The sequence below is a fragment of the Tistrella mobilis KA081020-065 genome, assembly GCF_000264455.2.
GTDB classification, from domain to species: domain Bacteria; phylum Pseudomonadota; class Alphaproteobacteria; order Tistrellales; family Tistrellaceae; genus Tistrella; species Tistrella mobilis.
Window position 1 is genome coordinate 284,682 of record NC_017966.1, and the last position, 16,319, is coordinate 301,000.

Here is a 16,319-nt window from a genome sequence, read left to right on the forward strand (position 1 = left end):
AGGCCGGCCGTCAGAGGGGATCGACCGGCAGGGTCGGGCCGACCCGCGCCTCGATCGCGGCGCCGGCATCCAGCATGGTCGCTTCTTCATAGCGGCCGCCGACGATCTGCACGCCCAGCGGCACCCGGCCGGTGCCGTCGGGCGACGGCATGAAGCCCACCGGCACCGACAGCCCCGGCAGGCCCAGGATGGCGGTGGCGTTCAGCGGCGCGAAGGCGTCGATCAGCGGTCGAAGTTCCGCCGCGGGTTTGCGGTCGGCCTCGCGGTCCATGGCTGGTTCCAGTGCCACCGGCATCAGGATCAGGGGCGTGTGCTCGAAAAAGGCCAGCCAGTTGCGCAGGATGGCGTTGCGGCGGGCAAGGCCGGCGATGAAGCCGGTCAGGTCCAGTTCCCGCCCGGCCAGCGCCATGGCGTCGACCATGTTGTTCAGCACCGCATCGCCATAGGTCCGGGCGGTTTCGCGGGTGCCGAACAGGTTCTCGGTGGACAAAAGGTCGAGCCAGAGCTGGTGGGCTTCGGCGAAATTGGGCGGGCTCGCCTCCATGACCTCATAGCCGGCCTCACTCAGCCAGGTGGCGGCCAGGCGCAGCGCGTCCGCCACCGGCGGCGTGGTGCCCTCGGGCACGAACAGGGCGACCCGGATCGGCGCCGCATGCCGCCGCGGCCGTTCCGGAACCGGCACCCACCAGGGGTCGCGCGGGTCGCGTGCCGCCATGGCGCCCAGGCCCAGCCGCAGATCCCGGATGCTGCGCGCCAGCGGCCCCTGCACCGCGGCCAGATTGGAGACGATCATCCGCTCCACCCCAAGCGACGGATTGAACGCCGCCACCCGGCCCAGCGTCGGCCGGATGCCGGTGACCCCGCAGCAGAAGGCCGGCAGCCGCACCGATCCCCCCAGATCATTGCCATGGGCGAGCGGCCCGATGCCGGCCGCCAGCGCCGCCGCCGCCCCGCCGCTGGACCCGCCGGCGCTGCGGCCGGGGGCGTGGGGGTTCAGCGTCGCCCCGTGCAGCGGGTTGTCGGTGAACCAGCGCATCGACAGGCTGGGCGCATTGGTCCGGCCGAAGGGCACGGCGCCGGCCAGTTTCCAGTTGCGGGAAACCGGTGCATCCTCGGCGGCGATATTGCCGGCCAGCGCCGGCAGGCCGTTGGTGGTGGCGGATCCCGCCAGGTCGATATTGATCTTGATCGTCACCGGCACGCCGTGCAGCGGCCCGGGCTCTTCCCCGGCAGCCAGTGCCGCATCGGCGCGGTCGGCGGCGGCGAAGGCGCTTTCGTCCAGCCGAATCACCACGGCGTTGATCCGGCCGTTCACGGCGTCCATCCGCTCGAAACAGGCGGTCAGCGCCTCGCGTGCCGAAATCGCCCGGCTGCGGATGCCGGTCGCGATCTCGGTCGCATCCCACTGCCAGAGCGGGGTGGTCGGCAGTGCTGTCTCGGTCGTCATGAAAGACCCTCCGGCGGTTGGGGGAGAGATGCGTGGGAAGATGCGTGGGTGGGGGCTCACCGTCCCGACAGCGTCATGCCGCCGGGGGCGCTCGTCCCCTCGCTTTCGAAGGCGCGGAGCATGGCGGCCATGGCATGGGCCCCGGGGTCGTCGCTGGCATCGAGCGCCCCGATCACCCCGGCGCGGTCGGCGGCGGTCTTGTCCTGGTTCAGCTTGAACTTGGCCTCGACGCGGTCGAGCGGCATGTCGATCGCCACGATCCGTTCCAGCCTGGGCAGGATCAGCTCGTCGGGCATGGCCGCGAAGGACCAGGGGCCGCCGAGAGGCGTGTCCCAGAGGGCGACGGTGCGGCGGAGCACGGCCAGGATCTCTTCCGGCTCCTCCACCAGGCGTGGCCGGCCGATGCCGTGGATGGCGGCGTAATTCCAGGTCGGGAAGGTCATCCGGTCTTCGTACCAGGACGGTGAGATGAAGGCGTGCGGCCCCTGGAAGATCGCAAGGGCCGGGGTTTCCCCGCCAATGAAATGGCGCCATTGCTCGTTGTTGCGCGCCATATGGGTCACGAGCCGCGGCGGCGCATCCGGGCGTTCGTCGACCAGCATCGGCAGATGGGTGGCGACCGGCCCGTCGGCACCGGTCGAGACCAGGGTCGCGAAGCTCCAGGCCCGCATCGCCTGGTGGATGATCCGGGGCCGCTCTTCCAGATAGGCGGCGGGGGTGTACATCGGCGCTGCCTCCCTCAGTTCAGGCGAAGGGTATGTTTCAGCCAGAGCGCCGTGTCGTCCAGCGCCTCGCCGGCGACTTTCGCCACCGATACCGCCTCAAGGAAGCTGTGCACCGTGCCGGGATAGACTTTCGCCCCGACCGGAACCCCGGCCGCGGCCAGACGGTCGCGCATCTCCAGGTTCTCGTCGTAAAGCGGGTCGCATTCGGTGATCACCATCCAGGCCGGCGGCAGGCCGGTCAGGTCGGCATCCAGCACGCGCAGCCGCGGGTCGAAGCGCTGCTCGGGGTCGGCGACGTAATTCATCAGGAACCAGAGCATCATATGGGTGGTCAGCAGATAGTTGCCGCCGCCCCAGCGCAGCACCGACGGGCTGACCAGATCCATCGAGAAGCCGCCGTAATTCAGCACCATGGCGGCGATGGGCGCCTCGCCGGCATCGCGGAAGGTCAGGCAGGCCGAGACGGTGAGGTTGCCGCCGGCCGAATCGCCGCCAAGCGCGATCCGGGCCGGATCGAGGCCGAATTCGGCGGCGCGGGCATGGATGGCGCGCACGACATCCACCACCTCCTGCGGCGCCTGCGGGAAGCGGGCTTCCGGCGCCAGGGAATAGTCGATGCCGATCACCACCATCCGGGCGCGGGCGGCATATTCGCGCATCAGCCGGTCATGGGTGTCCAGGCTGAACAGCACGAAACCGCCGCCATGGATATAGATCAGCGCCGGTGCCGGCGCCGCCAGCCCTTCGGGGCGATGGAAACGGATCCGGACCGGGCCGTGGCGGGTCGGGATCATATGGTCCTCGCGGGAGGCCATCACCGGCCCGCCCTCGGTCCAGGGCTGGCGGACGATTTCCGCCACCCGCCGCGCCTCGGGCGGGGTCAGCTGTTCGCGGGGCGGGTGGGCCGAGGCGTCGGCGATCATCCGGCGGACGAAGATCGCGATCTCGGGGTCGAGCACATCGTATGGAGAGGCGGTCATGAGCGTACCTGTCAAGCGGGGGCGGGCGCGTCCGATGCCGCCCCGTGACGGGCGGCGAAGATGGCGCGGCCAGGAATGGCGGCCAGAAGATCGCGGGTATAGTCGTGGGCGGGGTTTGCGAAGAGTGCTGCGGTCGGGCCCTGTTCGACGATGCGGCCATGGCGCATCACGATGGTGTGGTCCGACACCTCGGCGGCGACGCGGAGGTCGTGGGTGATGAAGATCATGGCGAGGCCAAGCTCGCGCTTCAGATCGGCGAGCAGGGCCAGGATCTGCGCCTGCACCGAGACATCGAGCGCCGAGACCGCCTCGTCGGCGACCAGGATGGCGGGGCCCGGCGCCAGCGCCCGGGCGATGCAGATCCGCTGGCGCTGGCCGCCCGAGAATTCATGCGGGTAGCGCGCCGCCGCCGAGGCATCGAGCCCGACCCGTTCCAGCAGCCGGGCGGCGATCGCCAGCGCCTCGGCCCTGGGCGTGCCGAAGGCGATCGGGCCGCGGGCGATGGCATCGCCCACCCTGTGGCGCGGATTGAGCGAGGCGAAGGGGTCCTGGAACACCATCTGCACCCGGCGGCGATAGCTCTTGAGCGCCGCCCCGCCGAGCCCGGCGACATTCTGCCCCTCGAACAGGATCTCGCCGCCATCGGGGCGGGTCAGCGCCATCACCATCCGGGCCAGCGTCGATTTGCCCGACCCGCTTTCGCCCACCACCGCCAGGCTTTCGCCGGCCCGCAGCGCCACCGTGACATCGTCGGTGGCATGCACCACCCGCCGGCTGCGGAAGCCGGTGCGGCTGGTGTACTGCTTCCGAAGATTGTGGAGTTCCAGAATAACAGGGGTTTTGGTTGTGGCATCGGCTGCGGGCTTCGGCCCGGCGCGGCCGGGTACCGCCTCGATCAGGCTTTGGGTATAGGCATGGGAGGGCCGGGCCAGCACCGTGCGGCCGGGGCCTGCCTCCACAACCTTGCCATGGCGCATCACCACCACCCGGTCGGCGATGTCGGCGACGACGCCGAAATCATGGGTGATGAACAGCACCCCCATGCCCCGCGCCTTCTGCTGGGCGCGGATCAGATCCAGGATCTGGCGCTGGGTGGTGACGTCGAGTGCGGTGGTCGGCTCGTCCGCGACCAGCAGCGCCGGATCATTGGCCAGCGCCATGGCGATCATCACCCGCTGGCGCTGGCCGCCCGACAGCTGAAAGGGGAAGCGCCGGCCGATGGTCTCGGGGTCGGGCAGGCCGACCCCGGCGAACAGCTCCACCACCCGGCTGCGGCGGCCCTCGCGGTCGAGACGGCCATGGATCGCCATGGCCTCCGCTACCTGATCGCCGACCCGGGTCAACGGGTTGAGCGCGCTCAACGGCTCCTGGAAGATCATCCCGATATCGGCACCGCGGATCCGGCGCAGCGCCGCCTCGTCCAGGCTGGCGATATCGGTGTCGCGGAAGCGGATCTCGCCGCCGGCCAGCCGCACCCGCGGCGGCAGCAGGCCCAGCACCGCATGGGCGGTCATCGACTTGCCCGAACCGCTTTCGCCCACCAGGCAGACGATTTCGTCGGCCGCGACCGACAGCCAGACCCCGTCGACGGCCCGGGCCCGGTCGCCGCCCCGGGGCAGGGCGATGGAAAGATCGCGGATGTCGAGAAGGGAGGTCCCTGTCACCGTCAATGTCCTCCTGCGGTTCCGCGGGCGCGGGAGATGCGCGGGTTCAGCGCGTCGTTCAGCGCCTCGCCCACCAGGTTGACCGCCACCACCGTCAGCAGGATGGCGAGGCCGGGAAAGACGCTGGTCCACCAGGCCTGGCGGATCACGGTGCGGGCGGAACCGACCATGAACCCCCAGGACATGTCGTTGGGATCGCCCAGCCCCAGGAAGGACAGCGCGCTTTCGATCAGGATCGCCGTCGCCACCGTCAGCGAGGTCGCAACCACGATCGGCGAGGCGGCATTGGGCAGGATGTGGCGGATGATGATGGCCAGTGCGCTTTCCCCCTGGCAGCGGGCGGCATGGACGAAATCGCGGGTGGCGATGCTCATGAACTCGGCACGGGTCAGCCGGGCGAGCGGCGGCCAGCTGACGACCGCGATCGAGAAGATCACCGTCTCCATGCCGGGCGAGAGGATCGCGACCAGCAGGATGGCGAGCACGAAGCCCGGGATGGTCTGGAACAGTTCGGTGATCCGCATCAGCACGTCGTCGACCAGCCCGCCGAAATAGCCGGCGGCCGCACCCACGATCACCCCGATGCCGGCGGCCGAGACGGCGGAGGCGATGCCGATGATCAGCGACACCCGGGCCCCCCAGGCGATGCCGGCGGCAACGTCGCGGCCCAGCGTGTCCGAGCCGAAGATCAGCCCCTCGGACAGGGGCGGCTCGAAGGGCGCACCGACCATCTCCCAGGGATCGACCGGAAACAGCAGCGGCGCGCCGAGGGCGAGCCCCGTCACCAGCGCCAGCAGCACCGCGCCGGTGATCCCGCTCGGGTGACGGAAGAAGGCGGAGAAGAAGGCCCGCATGGGTCTGCAAATCCTCTCTCTGGCAGGAGGGCGCTCCGGCGGCGCCGTCACCCGGCCCGGGCCAGGCGCGGATCGATGATCCGGGTGATCAGATCGGTCAGCAGGTTGATCGCGATCACCAGCACCGACATCACCAGGAAGATCCCGAGCAGCACCGGATAGTCGCGCTGCATCACCGCATCGAAGGTGAGCCGGCCGAGGCCGGGCCAGGCGAAGACGGTTTCCACCACCACCGAGCCGCCGATCAGCGCGCCGGCCTGGACACCGGCGAAGGTGATCACCGGCAGCAGGGCGTTGCGCAGCATGTGGTGGCGGATGATCCGGCCGCGCGACGCCCCCTTGGCCCGGGCGGTCTTCACGTAATCCTGGTGCTCCACCTCGATGATCGAGGCCCGCATCAGCCGGGCGTAGATCGCAAGATAGATGGCGGCGAGCGTGGTCACCGGCAGGATCATGTGGGTGGCGACGTCCAGCACCAGATCGATGCCGGTGAGGCTGGGGCCGATGGTCGCGAAGCCGAAGGCCGGCAGCCAGCCCAGCTGAACCGAGAAGATCAGCACCAGCATCAGCCCCAGCCAGAAGACCGGCATGGCATAGAACAGCAGCGCCAGGACCGAGATCACCGTGTCGGTCCAGCGGCCGGCACGCATGCCGGCCAGCGTGCCGAGCAGGCTGCCGATGGCCAGCGCCAGCAGGAAGGCGGTCACCGTCAGCAGCAGGGTGGCGGGCAGGCGCTCGCCGATCAGCACCGAAACCGGCTGACGCTGGCGGTAGGAATAGCCGAGGTCGAAACTCGCGACCTTGGCCAGATAGTCGGTCAGCTGGACATGAAGCGGCTGGTCCAGCCCGTATTCGGCCCGGATCTGGGCGATCAGCTTTTCGTCGGATGCGCCCGACTGGCCGGCGATCACGGCCGCCGGGTCGCCGGGGGCGGCATGGACCAGCAGGAAGTTGAAGGTCGCGATGATCAGGATCATCACCGCGATCTTCACCAGCCGGGCCGCCGCCGCCGCGATGGCCTGGTACATGCTCAGCCCTCGAACCAGGCCTGATCGAAGTCGTCATTCACGCCGATGGCCGAGACCACCAGATCATGGAAGCGCTTGTCGTACATGGTCGGGAAGTCGAGTTCGACCAGCCAGCCGACCGGCACCTCTTCGACCAGCAGGCGCTGGACTTCGGAATAGAGTGCCTGGCGCTTCGCCGGGTCGACCGCGACCGCCGCTTCGGCGAACAGTTCGTCGACCTTGGGATTGCTGTAGCCCGAGGTGTTGGAGAACAGCACGCCCTTGCGGATGTTCGACGAGACATAGGTCCGCGACACGCCGAGCGCCGGGTCGCCGAACTGGTAGAGCCAGGGGGCGGAGACTTCGAAATCCCAGTTGCCGACCCGGGTCGCCCAGCCGGCGACGTCGATCGCCTCCAGCACCACCTCGATGCCCACCTTCGACAGGGCCTGGCGGATGTATTCGGCGAAGCGCATCCAGACCTCGCCATAGGGCGGGACCAGATAGGTGATCTTCGCGCGCTTGCCGTCGGCGCCGGGCTTCAGCCCCATTTCGTCGAGCAGGGCGATCGCCTTGGCCGGGTTGAAGTCGTAGATCTTGACCTTGGGGTCGTAGAATTTCGTCGCCTTCGACATCGGCCCCGTCGCCGGCCGGGCCAGGCCGAACAGCACCTTGCGGACCAGGAAATCCTTGTCGATGGCGTGCATCACCGCCTGGCGGAAACGCTTGTCGTCCATCGGCTTGATGCGGTTGTTGAACTCCAGCCAGAGCAGGGGCGCGTAGAATTCATAGCCCTTGGTGGTGAATTCCACATGCGGCAGCTGCTTCAGCCGCGGCACGTCGAACATCTCGACATCGCCCCATTGGGTGAGATCGACGGTGCCGTTTTCCAGCGCCAGCGCGCGCGAGGCGGCATCGGGCACGATCCGGTAGATGATTTCGTCCAGATAGGGCTGGCCGGGCTTGTAGTACTCGTCATTGCGCACCAGCCGGATATGCGAGCCGCGCTCCCACTCCGCGAACTTCCACGGGCCGGTGCCGATCGGCTTCGCGTTGTGCGGGTTGTTGCGATAGTCGGTGCCCTCGTAGAGATGCTTCGGCATGATCGGGCAGGACGACATCTCGAAGCATTGCAGGAAGGGGCCGAAGGGCTCCTTCAGTTTGAAGACCACGGTGTGGGCGTCGGCGGCGGTGATGCTCTCGCAGCGGGCGAAGTTGCCGCGCGCCCGGGCATGGGTCTCGGGCAGGATCTTGGTGGTCGAGAACACGACGTCCTCGGCGGTGAAGGGCGTGCCGTCATGCCACTTGACGGCCTCTTCCAGATGGAAGGTATAGGTCAGGCCGTCGTCCGACATCTCCCAGCTCTTCGCCAGGGCCGGGCGCGGCGACTGGTCGAAATCGAACTTCAGCAGGCTCTGATAGATCTTGCCGGCGACGGTCAGCGTCGGCGCCTGCTGGTTGATCGCCGCCACCAGAACCGGCGGTTCGGGCTGGATGATCACGTCCAGCGTGCCGCCCCGGCTCTGGCCGGCGGCACGGCGGATGCCCAGCGGAATGCCGGTCGATCCCACGATCCCGGCCATCAGCATCAGTTTGTTGAAGTCGCGACGGTTCATGGCGAGCCCTGACTCCCTTGATTTGTATCCCGCATGCATCGGCGCGCCGGTTCTCCGGCGTCGCCATGGCCTCCCCGGCCGTGTTGGTCCCCCGTGGTGGGGGCCTTGTCGTCGTCAAGTGTAGGGCCCGGCTGCCCTGGCCCGCGTCGCGGCATGGGCCATCTTTCGTCGCGTCCGGGCCAAATCCGGTCGGATGCCGCCGGTCAGTAGCCGCGGCCCCGCTCCACAGGGTTCAGCGGCGGACGCCCGCATGCGGTCCGCCACGCATTCTCGACGATCTGGCCGATGACCGCCCCGTCGCTGGCGATCGCCGCCATATGCGGCGTCACCAGCACCCGCGGATGGGTCCAGAGCGGGTGGGCCGGGTCCAGCGGTTCGGCGGCGAAGACGTCGAGCACGGCGCCGCGCAGATGGCCGCTGTCCAGCGCCGCGATCAGATCTTCCGGCACCAGATGTTCGCCGCGGCCGACATTGATCACGGCGGCGCCCCGGGGCAGTTTCGCGAAGGTGGCAGCCCCCAGAATGCCGCGGGTCCGGGGCGTCAGCGGCAGCAGGTTGACCAGGATCTCGCTCTCGGCCAGCAGGGCGTCCAGCCCCTCGGGCCCGTGATGGCCGGTGATGCCCGGCAGGCTGCGCGGCGTGCGCGACCAGCCGGCGACGGCGAACCCCTGTGCGGACAGCGCCCGCGCCACCCGGCCGCCGATCTCGCCCAGCCCCAGCACGCCGATGCGGCGGTCGGCGGCGGCCTGCTGCGGCGGGCGCCGCCAGATGATCGCCGGGCGGTCGCGCAGGACCACCTGGTCCAGCCCGCGATGGAACCAGAGCACCGACCAGAGCACGAATTCGCTCATCGCCGCCGGCAGGCTGTCGTCCACGATCCGCGCCACCGGCAGGGCGGGGTCCAGCCCGGCATCGTTCAGCACGCCGTCGACGCCGGCGGCGATCGACTGGACCAGTTTCAGCTTCGGCATGGTGCCGAGCAGGCCGGCGGGCGGCCGCCAGCAGACCGCGATTTCGGCCTCGGCGCCGTCATCCTCGGGCCAGACGGTGATGTCGAGCCGGGGCTCCGCCGCCAGCAGCGGCGCCTTCATGAAGCCGAGGTCGAGAATACCGCCGATCAGGATCAGTTTCGGCATGGATGCTCCCGCATGTGTCGTCCTTCCGGGCGCCGGTTGCATCCGGCGCTGTCCCGAAGGATACTGTCGGGGCATCCGACCTCCGCCGGGACCCGGGCCATTTATCGTCGAGGATGGGCCATATGCTCGGACATGCCGGATCTTCGGCTTTCGACACGGCGGCGGAGCTGCCGTCTCCCGAACCCTATGTCACCGGGATCGTCGGCCATCTGGCCGCGCGGTCGGCGGCCGAACGCCTGCAGGCGATCGACCGGCCGGTGGTCGGCATGGCGGCGGAGTTCGCCGCCGGCAATGTCGGCAGCCATCACGATCACCCCCGCGGCCAGATCGAATACGCGCTGACCGGGGTGATGACCGCGATCACCGATCACGGCACCTGGGTGGTGCCGCCGCGCACCGCGCTTTGGATACCGGCCCATACCATGCACCAGGTGCGCAATTGGGGGCCGCTCACCCTGCGCACGCTGTATCTCGACATGGAGGTCTGCGGCGCGCTGCCCGCCGAATGCCGGGTGTTCCGGGTGTCGGAGCTTCTGCACGCGCTGATCGTGGAAATGGTCGCCGCCCCGCATGAATATGATCTGGACGGCCGCGAGGCGCGCATCGCCGAGCTGCTGATCGGTGAACTGGCCCGCATGCCCGATGTCGACCTGCACGCGCCGATGCCACAGGACCGGCGCCTGGCGCGCATCTGCCGCGCGGTGCTGAAAGACCCGGCCGCCGAACACGATCTGGACCACTGGGCGGCGGTGGGCGGCATGGCCCGGCGCACCCTGACCCGTCAGTTCCGCCGCGAAACCGGCCTCACCTTCGCCGAATGGCGCCAGCAGATCCGCCTGCTCGAAGCCCTGCCGCGCCTCGCCTCGGGCGAAACGGTGACCAATGTCGCGCTCGACCTCGGCTATGACAGCCCCAGCGCCTTCACCGCCATGTTCCGCCGCATCCTGGGCGCCAGCCCGCGCGACTACCTCCGCACCACGGCGGAGGGTGGGCGGGCGGTGGGGTGAGGGGATATGTTACGGGCCTGAAACGCGAGACCTGGAACCGCAGCCCATCCGCTCGTCCAGCATGATCCGGATCTCTTCGAACGCCGCTTCCCCGTCAATGGCGGGGCCGCTCGCAAGGCCTTCGTCCCACAGGCGCACGATCTCCCGGATCGCCCGGGTGCTGCGGTCGTCCGCGGTGCCGTGGACATCATCAATCGGCGGATCGCCTGCCATCGGGCCTGTTCCCTGGAATGAGCGTCGCCGGCAGAGGCTAACACGGTCGCAGCCTCTGCGAGGAGCCCCCACCCGAAAAAAGGCCCGGCACCCCCAAGGGTGTCCGGGCCTTCCTCCACCGATCGGCACGGCGAGGGCGGGGCTGCGCTTTGGTCGTGCCGATGTCGGGTGCGGAGATCAGATCCAGTAGGGCGGCACGCCGTAATGGCGGTGGACCGATTCCTCGTAAGTCCGGTCATACAGCCGCCGCTCGTCGCCGCGGTCGTAGGTCGGTGCGTTTTCCAGCTGGTCACGGGTCAGATTGACCACATAGCCCTCTTTCGAGGTATCGTATTTCAGCACGTCCCAGGGAACCGGATGGTATTTCTCGCCGATGCCCAGGAAGCCGCCGAACGAGAGCACGGCATAGGCCACGCGACCGTTCAGCTTGTTGAGCATCACACCATAGACCGAGCCGATCTTCTCGCCGTCGGCGCCGTAGACCGAGGTGCCTTCGACCCGGTCTGCGGAAATGAGGTTCGAGGTTTCGGTCGTGGCAGGGGTGGCCATCTGAGCGTCCTTCCTCTTGCTGTCCATGCCCGCCGGCCGGCGGGTACGGACGGCTCAACGCTTGACCGGTTCTTTTGTTCCCGGCTTTAAACTGGTTTAAACTCAGCCAATAATTTTCAGCTGGCTTGGACTATTGAATCATGTCAACTTTTGCCTGCTCCGGAAACATCGGAACCCGCGCGGGGGCATGCTACTTTCATAAGAAAGGTCTCTACGAACTGTGGCACGGGCGAATCCTCGCATGAGAGACATCTATACCAGAAAATCGCCGCGATCCGGTGACTGCCTCATCGATAAAATGGGGTATTATCTCGAATTATCCCGACAAGACATAGACCATCTCGCCGATTTGCAGCGGCAGGAACAGACATGGCGGGTCCGGGATGTGGTGCGCGAGATGGGCGCGCCCACGGAAATGTTCTATGTCGTCAAGACCGGCTGGTGTTTTTCCTACACCATCATGGCCGATGGCCGCCGGCAGGTGCTTCAGATCCATCATCCGGGCGATGTGATCGGCATTCCCGACATCGCCTATGAACATGCGGTCACCGGCCTGCAGGCCGCGACCGACATCTGTCTCTGCCCCTTCCCCAAGAGCCGGCTGGACACGATTTTCACCGACAGCCCGCGGTTGACGGCGCTGATCATGACGCTCGGCATGATCGACCACGTGGTTCTGCTCGACCGGATCCGCACCATCGGCCGGATGAATGCCGACGAGCGTGTGGCGCATTTCCTGCTCGAAATCCTGAGTCGTCTGCGGATCACCAACCCCGATGTCGGCGACAGTTTCGAGCTGCCGCTCAGCCAGGAGCTGATCGGCGACACGCTGGGGCTGACCAATGTCTATGTCAGCCGCACCCTGTCGCTGATGGAGCGCGCCGGGCTGATCGAGCGCATCGACCGCTCGATCCGCATCGCCGACGAGCAGGGGCTGCGCGACATGGCGGATTTCCAGGACCGCTATTATCGCATCGACACCTCGTGGTTCCCGGGTGGTGCGCTGGAGAAGCTGTCGGCCGGCGCCTGAGCGGCCGCCTTCAGGCTGCGACCCCGGGTCCTCTGGTCATGGGCGGGCGGCCTTGATAGGGTCGGCCCGTTCCGCATCACGCGGACCCGGCCGGAGGTCTGCCCCCATGTACACCACCATCCGTCTGCGCAATGTCAGGGCCTGGGCCGATAGCGGCGATATCGCGCTGGCCCCGCTCACCCTGTTCTACGGTGCCAATGGCGCCGGCAAAAGCAGCATCGCCCAGGCGCTCGATGCGCTCGCACGCATTGCCGGGCGCGGGTTTACCGATCCGGCCGCCCTGGTCGCGGCTCTGCCGGCGGCGGCCGTGCGTGACATGATCCGCGACCGCGATCCCACGCGGCTGATCGGCATCGATCTGGCATGGCAGCCCGATGCGTCGATGCAGGCTGCCCTGGTGCAGGGCGCGCGCCGGCTGGCGGTGTCGGTCGAACTGGGCCTCGATCCGGCCGGCCAGCCGCGGCTGCACGGGCTTCACTGGACCGTGACCGATATGGCCGACCGCCCGCTGCGGGTGGTGGCGGTTCATGACGGCCGCCCCGTGGACAAGGATGCAGCTGCCATCGATGTGCTGGCCGCGGCCACCGCGGCCGCGGTCGGTGGTTTCGTGATGCTGGGCCCCCTGCGCGCCCGGCCGCGGCGCAGCTATGCCGTGCCGGCGCGGGTGCCAGCCGATGTGGGGCCGCGCGGGCAGGGGGCCGTGCCGGCCATGGCCGCGGCCGACCGCGCCGGCCGCCGGCTTTCGATCGGCGATGGCGCCGCGCGCGGCTTTGCCGACATGATTTCCGACCGTCTGGCGACCCTCGGCCTGGTCGCGGGGGTGGAGCTGGTCGATGCCCCGGGCGGCGTGGCGCTGATCGCCCGCGGCCGGCGTGGCGGCCAGGCCCCCTTTGCCGAGGCCGGGTTCGGCCTGTCGCAGGTGCTGCCGGCGGCGGTGGCGGCCTTTCTGGTGCCGGCCGGATCGACGCTGTGGCTGGAACAGCCCGAGCTGCATCTGCATGCGGCCGCCCAGGCGGCGCTGGGCGATCTGCTGATCGACGCGCTGGAGGCCCGCGAGGCCGGCCGCGCCCGCCATCTCCAGATCCTGGTCGAAACCCATTCCGAGCCGCTGCTGAACCGCATCCAGCGCCGCATCGCCGAGGCGCGGCTCGATGCAGACCGCGTGGCCGTGCACTGGTGCCCGGGCACGGTGCCGGCCACGATCGAGCGGCTGGAGATGGACGAGACCGGCGAGATCCTGAACTGGCCCGACGACGTGTTCGGCGACGAGATGGCCGATGTCACCGCCCGGGCGGTGGCGGCGGCCGCCCGCCGCAAAGCCCGCCGGGCGGGTGAGGGGGAGGGCGGGGCATGACCGGATCGGCCGAGCGCCCGCGGCGGATCATCGACACCAATGTCCTTCTCATCGCCAATGGCGCCCATGACGACGTGGGCCCCGATTGTGTGGCGGCCTGTGCGCTCACCCTGCAGGAGATATTGCAATCCGGCCGGGTGGTGATCGATGACGGCTGGGCGATCCTGGAAGAATACGGCCACAAGCTGCGCCCCAATCGCGGCAAGGGGCCGGGGGATGTGTTTCTGAAATGGCTGCTGCGTCAGGCCGGCAATCCGGCGCGCTGCGAACAGGTCACCATCACCCCCGACGAGGCCCGCGGCTGGGCCGAATTCCCCGACGATCCGGCGCTGGGCAATTTCGATCCGCCCGACCGGAAATTCGTCGCGGTGGCCGCCGCCCACCCCGCCCATCCGCCGATCCTGCAGGCGGCGGATTCGAAATGGCTCGACTGGGCGCCGGATCTGGCGCATCACGGGGTGGAGGTCCGCTTCATCTGCAAGGGTGAGGCGCAGCGTTTCCACCAGAACAAGTTCGGCCGATGACCGGTTTCTTCCGCTTTCCCCAGACCGCCCATGTCGCCTGGCTGGGTGCGGGCGCGCCGCGCGACGACAAGCTGCTCTCGCCCGACGAGATCGATCACCTGCTGGATGGCCCGGTGGTGATCGAAGAAAAGGTCGACGGCGCCAATCTGGGCCTGTCGGTCGATCCCGACACCGGGCTGGTGCGCGCGCAGAATCGCGGCCAGTATCTCCATGCCCCCTTCACCGGCCAGTTCGAGCGGCTGGGCGACTGGCTGGCCCTGCATGAAGACCGGCTGTTCGATGCGCTGGCCATCGACCGGCTGATCCTGTTCGGCGAATGGCTGGCCGCCCGGCATTCCCTGGGCTATGACGCGCTGCCCGACCTGTTCCTGGCCTTCGATGTCTACGAGCGCGAGACCGGGCGCTTCCGCAGCACCAGGGCCCGCAACGGCCTGGCGCAGCAGATCGGCATCGAAACCGTGCCGGCCCTGTTCACCGGCCGGGTGACCGACGGCGTCGACGGGCTTCTGCGCATCCTGACCGGCGCCCGCAGCCGCTATCGCGACGGCCCGCCCGAAGGCATCGTGATCCGGCGCGAGGACGACACCCACCTCATCGCCCGCGCCAAGCTGGTCCGCGCCGATTTCACCCAGGCGATCGGCGAGCACTGGCGCCGCCGGGCGATCGAGTGGAACCGGGTTCAGCATTAGAACCCTAACTATTTATTTTGCGGACATTTAACAATTAATGATTGAGAACGCCCCGCCGAATCGGGACAATCCTCTGGTCACGTAACCACGCGCAGACCTCCGTCGCCCGCCCGCCGCATCTGCTTTTTGCCAGCAGCTGCGCCCGGCTCCCTGCATGCCCGGCGCCGGTCGCCCGCGGGCGGCGGTGCGAAGCTGTGCCGCCGACCGGGAGGTTTTCCGTGAGTCGTTTCTGGCAACATATCGGCCGTCTGGGTCAGGGGTTGGGGCTGGCGCTTGTGCTGGCCGTCGCCGCTGCCCTGCCGGCGGGTGCGCAAAGCACCCATACCGCATCCGATCTGACCGACCGCTATTACAACACCGCCGCCGATTGCGGCGGGCCCTCGCGCCCGGCCTTTCTGTGCTCGGGCGTCATCTTCCGCGGGACCCGCTATTCCACCGCCTATCATTCCTGGGATCCGAGCCCGACATCGGTGCGGACGGGCGGTGTGTCCTTCTCGTATCTGCGCGCCGATGCGCGGTTCGAAAACCTCGCCTTCAACTATCATAACGGCTACACCGTCTATCCGATCTTCGGTGCGCCGTCCTGGGCGATGGATTTCAATTTCGTCTGTGCCTTCCCGCTGGACGGCGCCACCGATGCACGGACCGATCAGGGGTGCGGCAGGCGGACCGACGACAACACCAATCGCAGCGCCCCCTGCCAGTCGATCGGCGTTCTGACCGCCGAGCAGTGGCTGAGCACCTATCAGCCGCATAATTCCAGCACCGGTTTCCGGGCCTGCGGCTTCACCGTCGCCGACCACACCAACCCGCCCCAGGGCACGGCCTACGCCTTCCAGCAGGTGATCCGGGCGATGAACCAGCTGGGCCCGGTCTCTCTGGGCCAGCAGAACGAGATGCGCGCCGCCACCTGGGCGCAGGGCATCGGCGACAAGCTGCCGATCGAATCCTTCTTCTACCTGGCCAATGCCGGCGATCAGGCCCTGCTGGATGCGCGCGGTGACCAGGCCGATTACTACCGCACCACCGGCCGCTTCGTGCCGGTGATCCGCATGACGCTGCCGACGGCGAACAAGAACGCCACCTTCCACTATGTCGATGCCGACCAGGCGATCAAGCCGGCGGCGGCTGCGGCCTGCCCGCAATACATCGAACGCGGCAGCTGGACCACCCATCCGGGCTCGCCGCATCTGAGCCTCAGCCTGGTGCCGACCGATTGCGCCCGCAATGTGGCGGCCTCGGCGGCAAGCGCGGTCTTCGCCGAGGTTCAGGCCAAGTTCGGCGCCACGCCCCAGTGGCACAACCCGGCCGGCATGGCGGCGCAGCTGAGCTGCCATATCGAAATCGCCCGCCACAAGGCCGAATGGAACCTGGAGCCCGACCGCCGCGCCGACAGCCCGGAGCAGACCCGTAAGGAAGACTGCAACCCGCCCTTCGTCTGAGCCTTGCCCGCCCCCCCCATGAAAAACCGCCGGGAGCCATATCGCCCCCGGCGGTCTTCATTGTCCGGTCGTTCCGGTCGTC

16 protein-coding genes are annotated in these 16,319 nt (G+C 68.5%); 6 read left to right on the plus strand and 10 right to left on the minus strand.

All coding sequences use genetic code 11. From position 1 onward, the window contains the following. Positions 1-10: 10 nt before the first annotated feature. From TMO_RS22095 to TMO_RS22130, 8 genes are all read right to left on the minus strand, one after another. Entirely contained in the window at positions 11-1,447 is a 1,437-nt protein-coding gene (locus TMO_RS22095; RefSeq protein WP_014753023.1) for an amidase, read from the minus strand. Between the two features lie 56 nt (positions 1,448-1,503). Beyond that, complete coding sequence (locus TMO_RS22100) at positions 1,504-2,172, minus strand: FMN-binding negative transcriptional regulator (protein WP_014753024.1); 669 nt, start codon at positions 2,170-2,172, stop codon at positions 1,504-1,506. A 14-nt stretch (positions 2,173-2,186) separates the two neighbouring features. Continuing rightward, positions 2,187-3,152 carry an alpha/beta hydrolase fold domain-containing protein gene (locus tag TMO_RS22105; RefSeq protein WP_014753025.1) on the minus strand — a complete coding sequence of 322 codons (966 nt, stop codon included), beginning with the start codon at positions 3,150-3,152 and terminating at the stop codon, positions 2,187-2,189. An 11-nt stretch (positions 3,153-3,163) separates the two neighbouring features. Beyond that, positions 3,164-4,816, minus strand: a complete 1,653-nt coding sequence (locus TMO_RS22110) for an ABC transporter ATP-binding protein (RefSeq protein ID WP_014753026.1) — start codon at positions 4,814-4,816, stop codon at positions 3,164-3,166. A 2-nt stretch (positions 4,817-4,818) separates the two neighbouring features. Then, positions 4,819-5,670 (minus strand): ABC transporter permease, encoded by an 852-nt coding sequence (locus TMO_RS22115; protein WP_014753027.1) that lies wholly within the window; start codon positions 5,668-5,670, stop codon positions 4,819-4,821. A gap of 47 nt (positions 5,671-5,717) precedes the next feature. After that, positions 5,718-6,698 carry an ABC transporter permease gene (locus TMO_RS22120; protein ID WP_014753028.1) on the minus strand — a complete coding sequence of 327 codons (981 nt, stop codon included), beginning with the start codon at positions 6,696-6,698 and terminating at the stop codon, positions 5,718-5,720. 2 nt (positions 6,699-6,700) lie between these two features. After that, positions 6,701-8,293, minus strand: a complete 1,593-nt coding sequence (locus TMO_RS22125) for an ABC transporter substrate-binding protein (RefSeq protein ID WP_014753029.1) — start codon at positions 8,291-8,293, stop codon at positions 6,701-6,703. Between the two features lie 203 nt (positions 8,294-8,496). Further along, positions 8,497-9,429 (minus strand): 2-hydroxyacid dehydrogenase, encoded by a 933-nt coding sequence (locus TMO_RS22130; protein WP_014753030.1) that lies wholly within the window; start codon positions 9,427-9,429, stop codon positions 8,497-8,499. A 122-nt stretch (positions 9,430-9,551) separates the two neighbouring features. Between TMO_RS22130 and TMO_RS22135 the strand changes: the two genes are divergently transcribed. Beyond that, positions 9,552-10,436 carry an AraC family transcriptional regulator gene (locus TMO_RS22135; RefSeq protein WP_014753031.1) on the plus strand — a complete coding sequence of 295 codons (885 nt, stop codon included), beginning with the start codon at positions 9,552-9,554 and terminating at the stop codon, positions 10,434-10,436. Positions 10,437-10,445: 9 nt separating this feature from the next. Here TMO_RS22135 and TMO_RS22140 read toward each other — a convergent pair whose 3' ends face one another. Next, positions 10,446-10,649, minus strand: a complete 204-nt coding sequence (locus TMO_RS22140; RefSeq protein ID WP_014753032.1) for a hypothetical protein — start codon at positions 10,647-10,649, stop codon at positions 10,446-10,448. A 177-nt stretch (positions 10,650-10,826) separates the two neighbouring features. Continuing rightward, a complete protein-coding gene (locus TMO_RS22145) occupies positions 10,827-11,198 on the minus strand; it encodes a PRC-barrel domain-containing protein (protein ID WP_014753033.1) in 372 nt (123 codons plus the stop codon). Positions 11,199-11,496: 298 nt separating this feature from the next. Here TMO_RS22145 and TMO_RS22150 point away from each other — a divergent pair, with 298 nt between their 5' ends. From TMO_RS22150 to TMO_RS22170, 5 genes are all read left to right on the plus strand, one after another. Continuing rightward, entirely contained in the window at positions 11,497-12,228 is a 732-nt protein-coding gene (locus TMO_RS22150; protein WP_228382364.1) for a Crp/Fnr family transcriptional regulator, read from the plus strand. Between the two features lie 106 nt (positions 12,229-12,334). Next, complete coding sequence (locus TMO_RS22155) at positions 12,335-13,582, plus strand: AAA family ATPase (RefSeq protein ID WP_014753035.1); 1,248 nt, start codon at positions 12,335-12,337, stop codon at positions 13,580-13,582. Further along, entirely contained in the window at positions 13,579-14,106 is a 528-nt protein-coding gene (locus TMO_RS22160; RefSeq protein ID WP_014753036.1) for a hypothetical protein, read from the plus strand. Before TMO_RS22155 ends, TMO_RS22160 begins: the two co-directional genes overlap by 4 nt. Further along, positions 14,103-14,795, plus strand: a complete 693-nt coding sequence (locus TMO_RS22165) for an RNA ligase family protein (protein WP_014753037.1) — start codon at positions 14,103-14,105, stop codon at positions 14,793-14,795. The genes TMO_RS22160 and TMO_RS22165 overlap by 4 nt, the downstream gene beginning before the upstream one ends. Before the next feature lie 218 nt (positions 14,796-15,013). Beyond that, positions 15,014-16,237, plus strand: a complete 1,224-nt coding sequence (locus TMO_RS22170) for a DUF2599 domain-containing protein (RefSeq protein ID WP_014753038.1) — start codon at positions 15,014-15,016, stop codon at positions 16,235-16,237. Positions 16,238-16,319: the final 82 nt, after the last annotated feature.

What these genes read in the sequence shown, in the direction of transcription:
- TMO_RS22095 (WP_014753023.1), bottom strand. Translation starts at nt 1,447, where the DNA reads ATGACGACCGAGACAGCACTGCCGACCACCCCGCTCTGGCAGTGGGAT.
- TMO_RS22100 (WP_014753024.1), bottom strand. Translation starts at nt 2,172, where the DNA reads ATGTACACCCCCGCCGCCTATCTGGAAGAGCGGCCCCGGATCATCCAC.
- TMO_RS22105 (WP_014753025.1), bottom strand. Translation starts at nt 3,152, where the DNA reads ATGACCGCCTCTCCATACGATGTGCTCGACCCCGAGATCGCGATCTTC.
- TMO_RS22115 (WP_014753027.1), bottom strand. Translation starts at nt 5,670, where the DNA reads ATGCGGGCCTTCTTCTCCGCCTTCTTCCGTCACCCGAGCGGGATCACC.
- TMO_RS22120 (WP_014753028.1), bottom strand. Translation starts at nt 6,698, where the DNA reads ATGTACCAGGCCATCGCGGCGGCGGCGGCCCGGCTGGTGAAGATCGCG.
- TMO_RS22125 (WP_014753029.1), bottom strand. Translation starts at nt 8,293, where the DNA reads ATGAACCGTCGCGACTTCAACAAACTGATGCTGATGGCCGGGATCGTG.
- TMO_RS22130 (WP_014753030.1), bottom strand. Translation starts at nt 9,429, where the DNA reads ATGCCGAAACTGATCCTGATCGGCGGTATTCTCGACCTCGGCTTCATG.
- TMO_RS22135 (WP_014753031.1), top strand. Translation starts at nt 9,552, where the DNA reads ATGCTCGGACATGCCGGATCTTCGGCTTTCGACACGGCGGCGGAGCTG.
- TMO_RS22140 (WP_014753032.1), bottom strand. Translation starts at nt 10,649, where the DNA reads ATGGCAGGCGATCCGCCGATTGATGATGTCCACGGCACCGCGGACGAC.
- TMO_RS22145 (WP_014753033.1), bottom strand. Translation starts at nt 11,198, where the DNA reads ATGGCCACCCCTGCCACGACCGAAACCTCGAACCTCATTTCCGCAGAC.
- TMO_RS22150 (WP_228382364.1), top strand. Translation starts at nt 11,497, where the DNA reads ATGGGGTATTATCTCGAATTATCCCGACAAGACATAGACCATCTCGCC.
- TMO_RS22155 (WP_014753035.1), top strand. Translation starts at nt 12,335, where the DNA reads ATGTACACCACCATCCGTCTGCGCAATGTCAGGGCCTGGGCCGATAGC.
- TMO_RS22160 (WP_014753036.1), top strand. Translation starts at nt 13,579, where the DNA reads ATGACCGGATCGGCCGAGCGCCCGCGGCGGATCATCGACACCAATGTC.
- TMO_RS22165 (WP_014753037.1), top strand. Translation starts at nt 14,103, where the DNA reads ATGACCGGTTTCTTCCGCTTTCCCCAGACCGCCCATGTCGCCTGGCTG.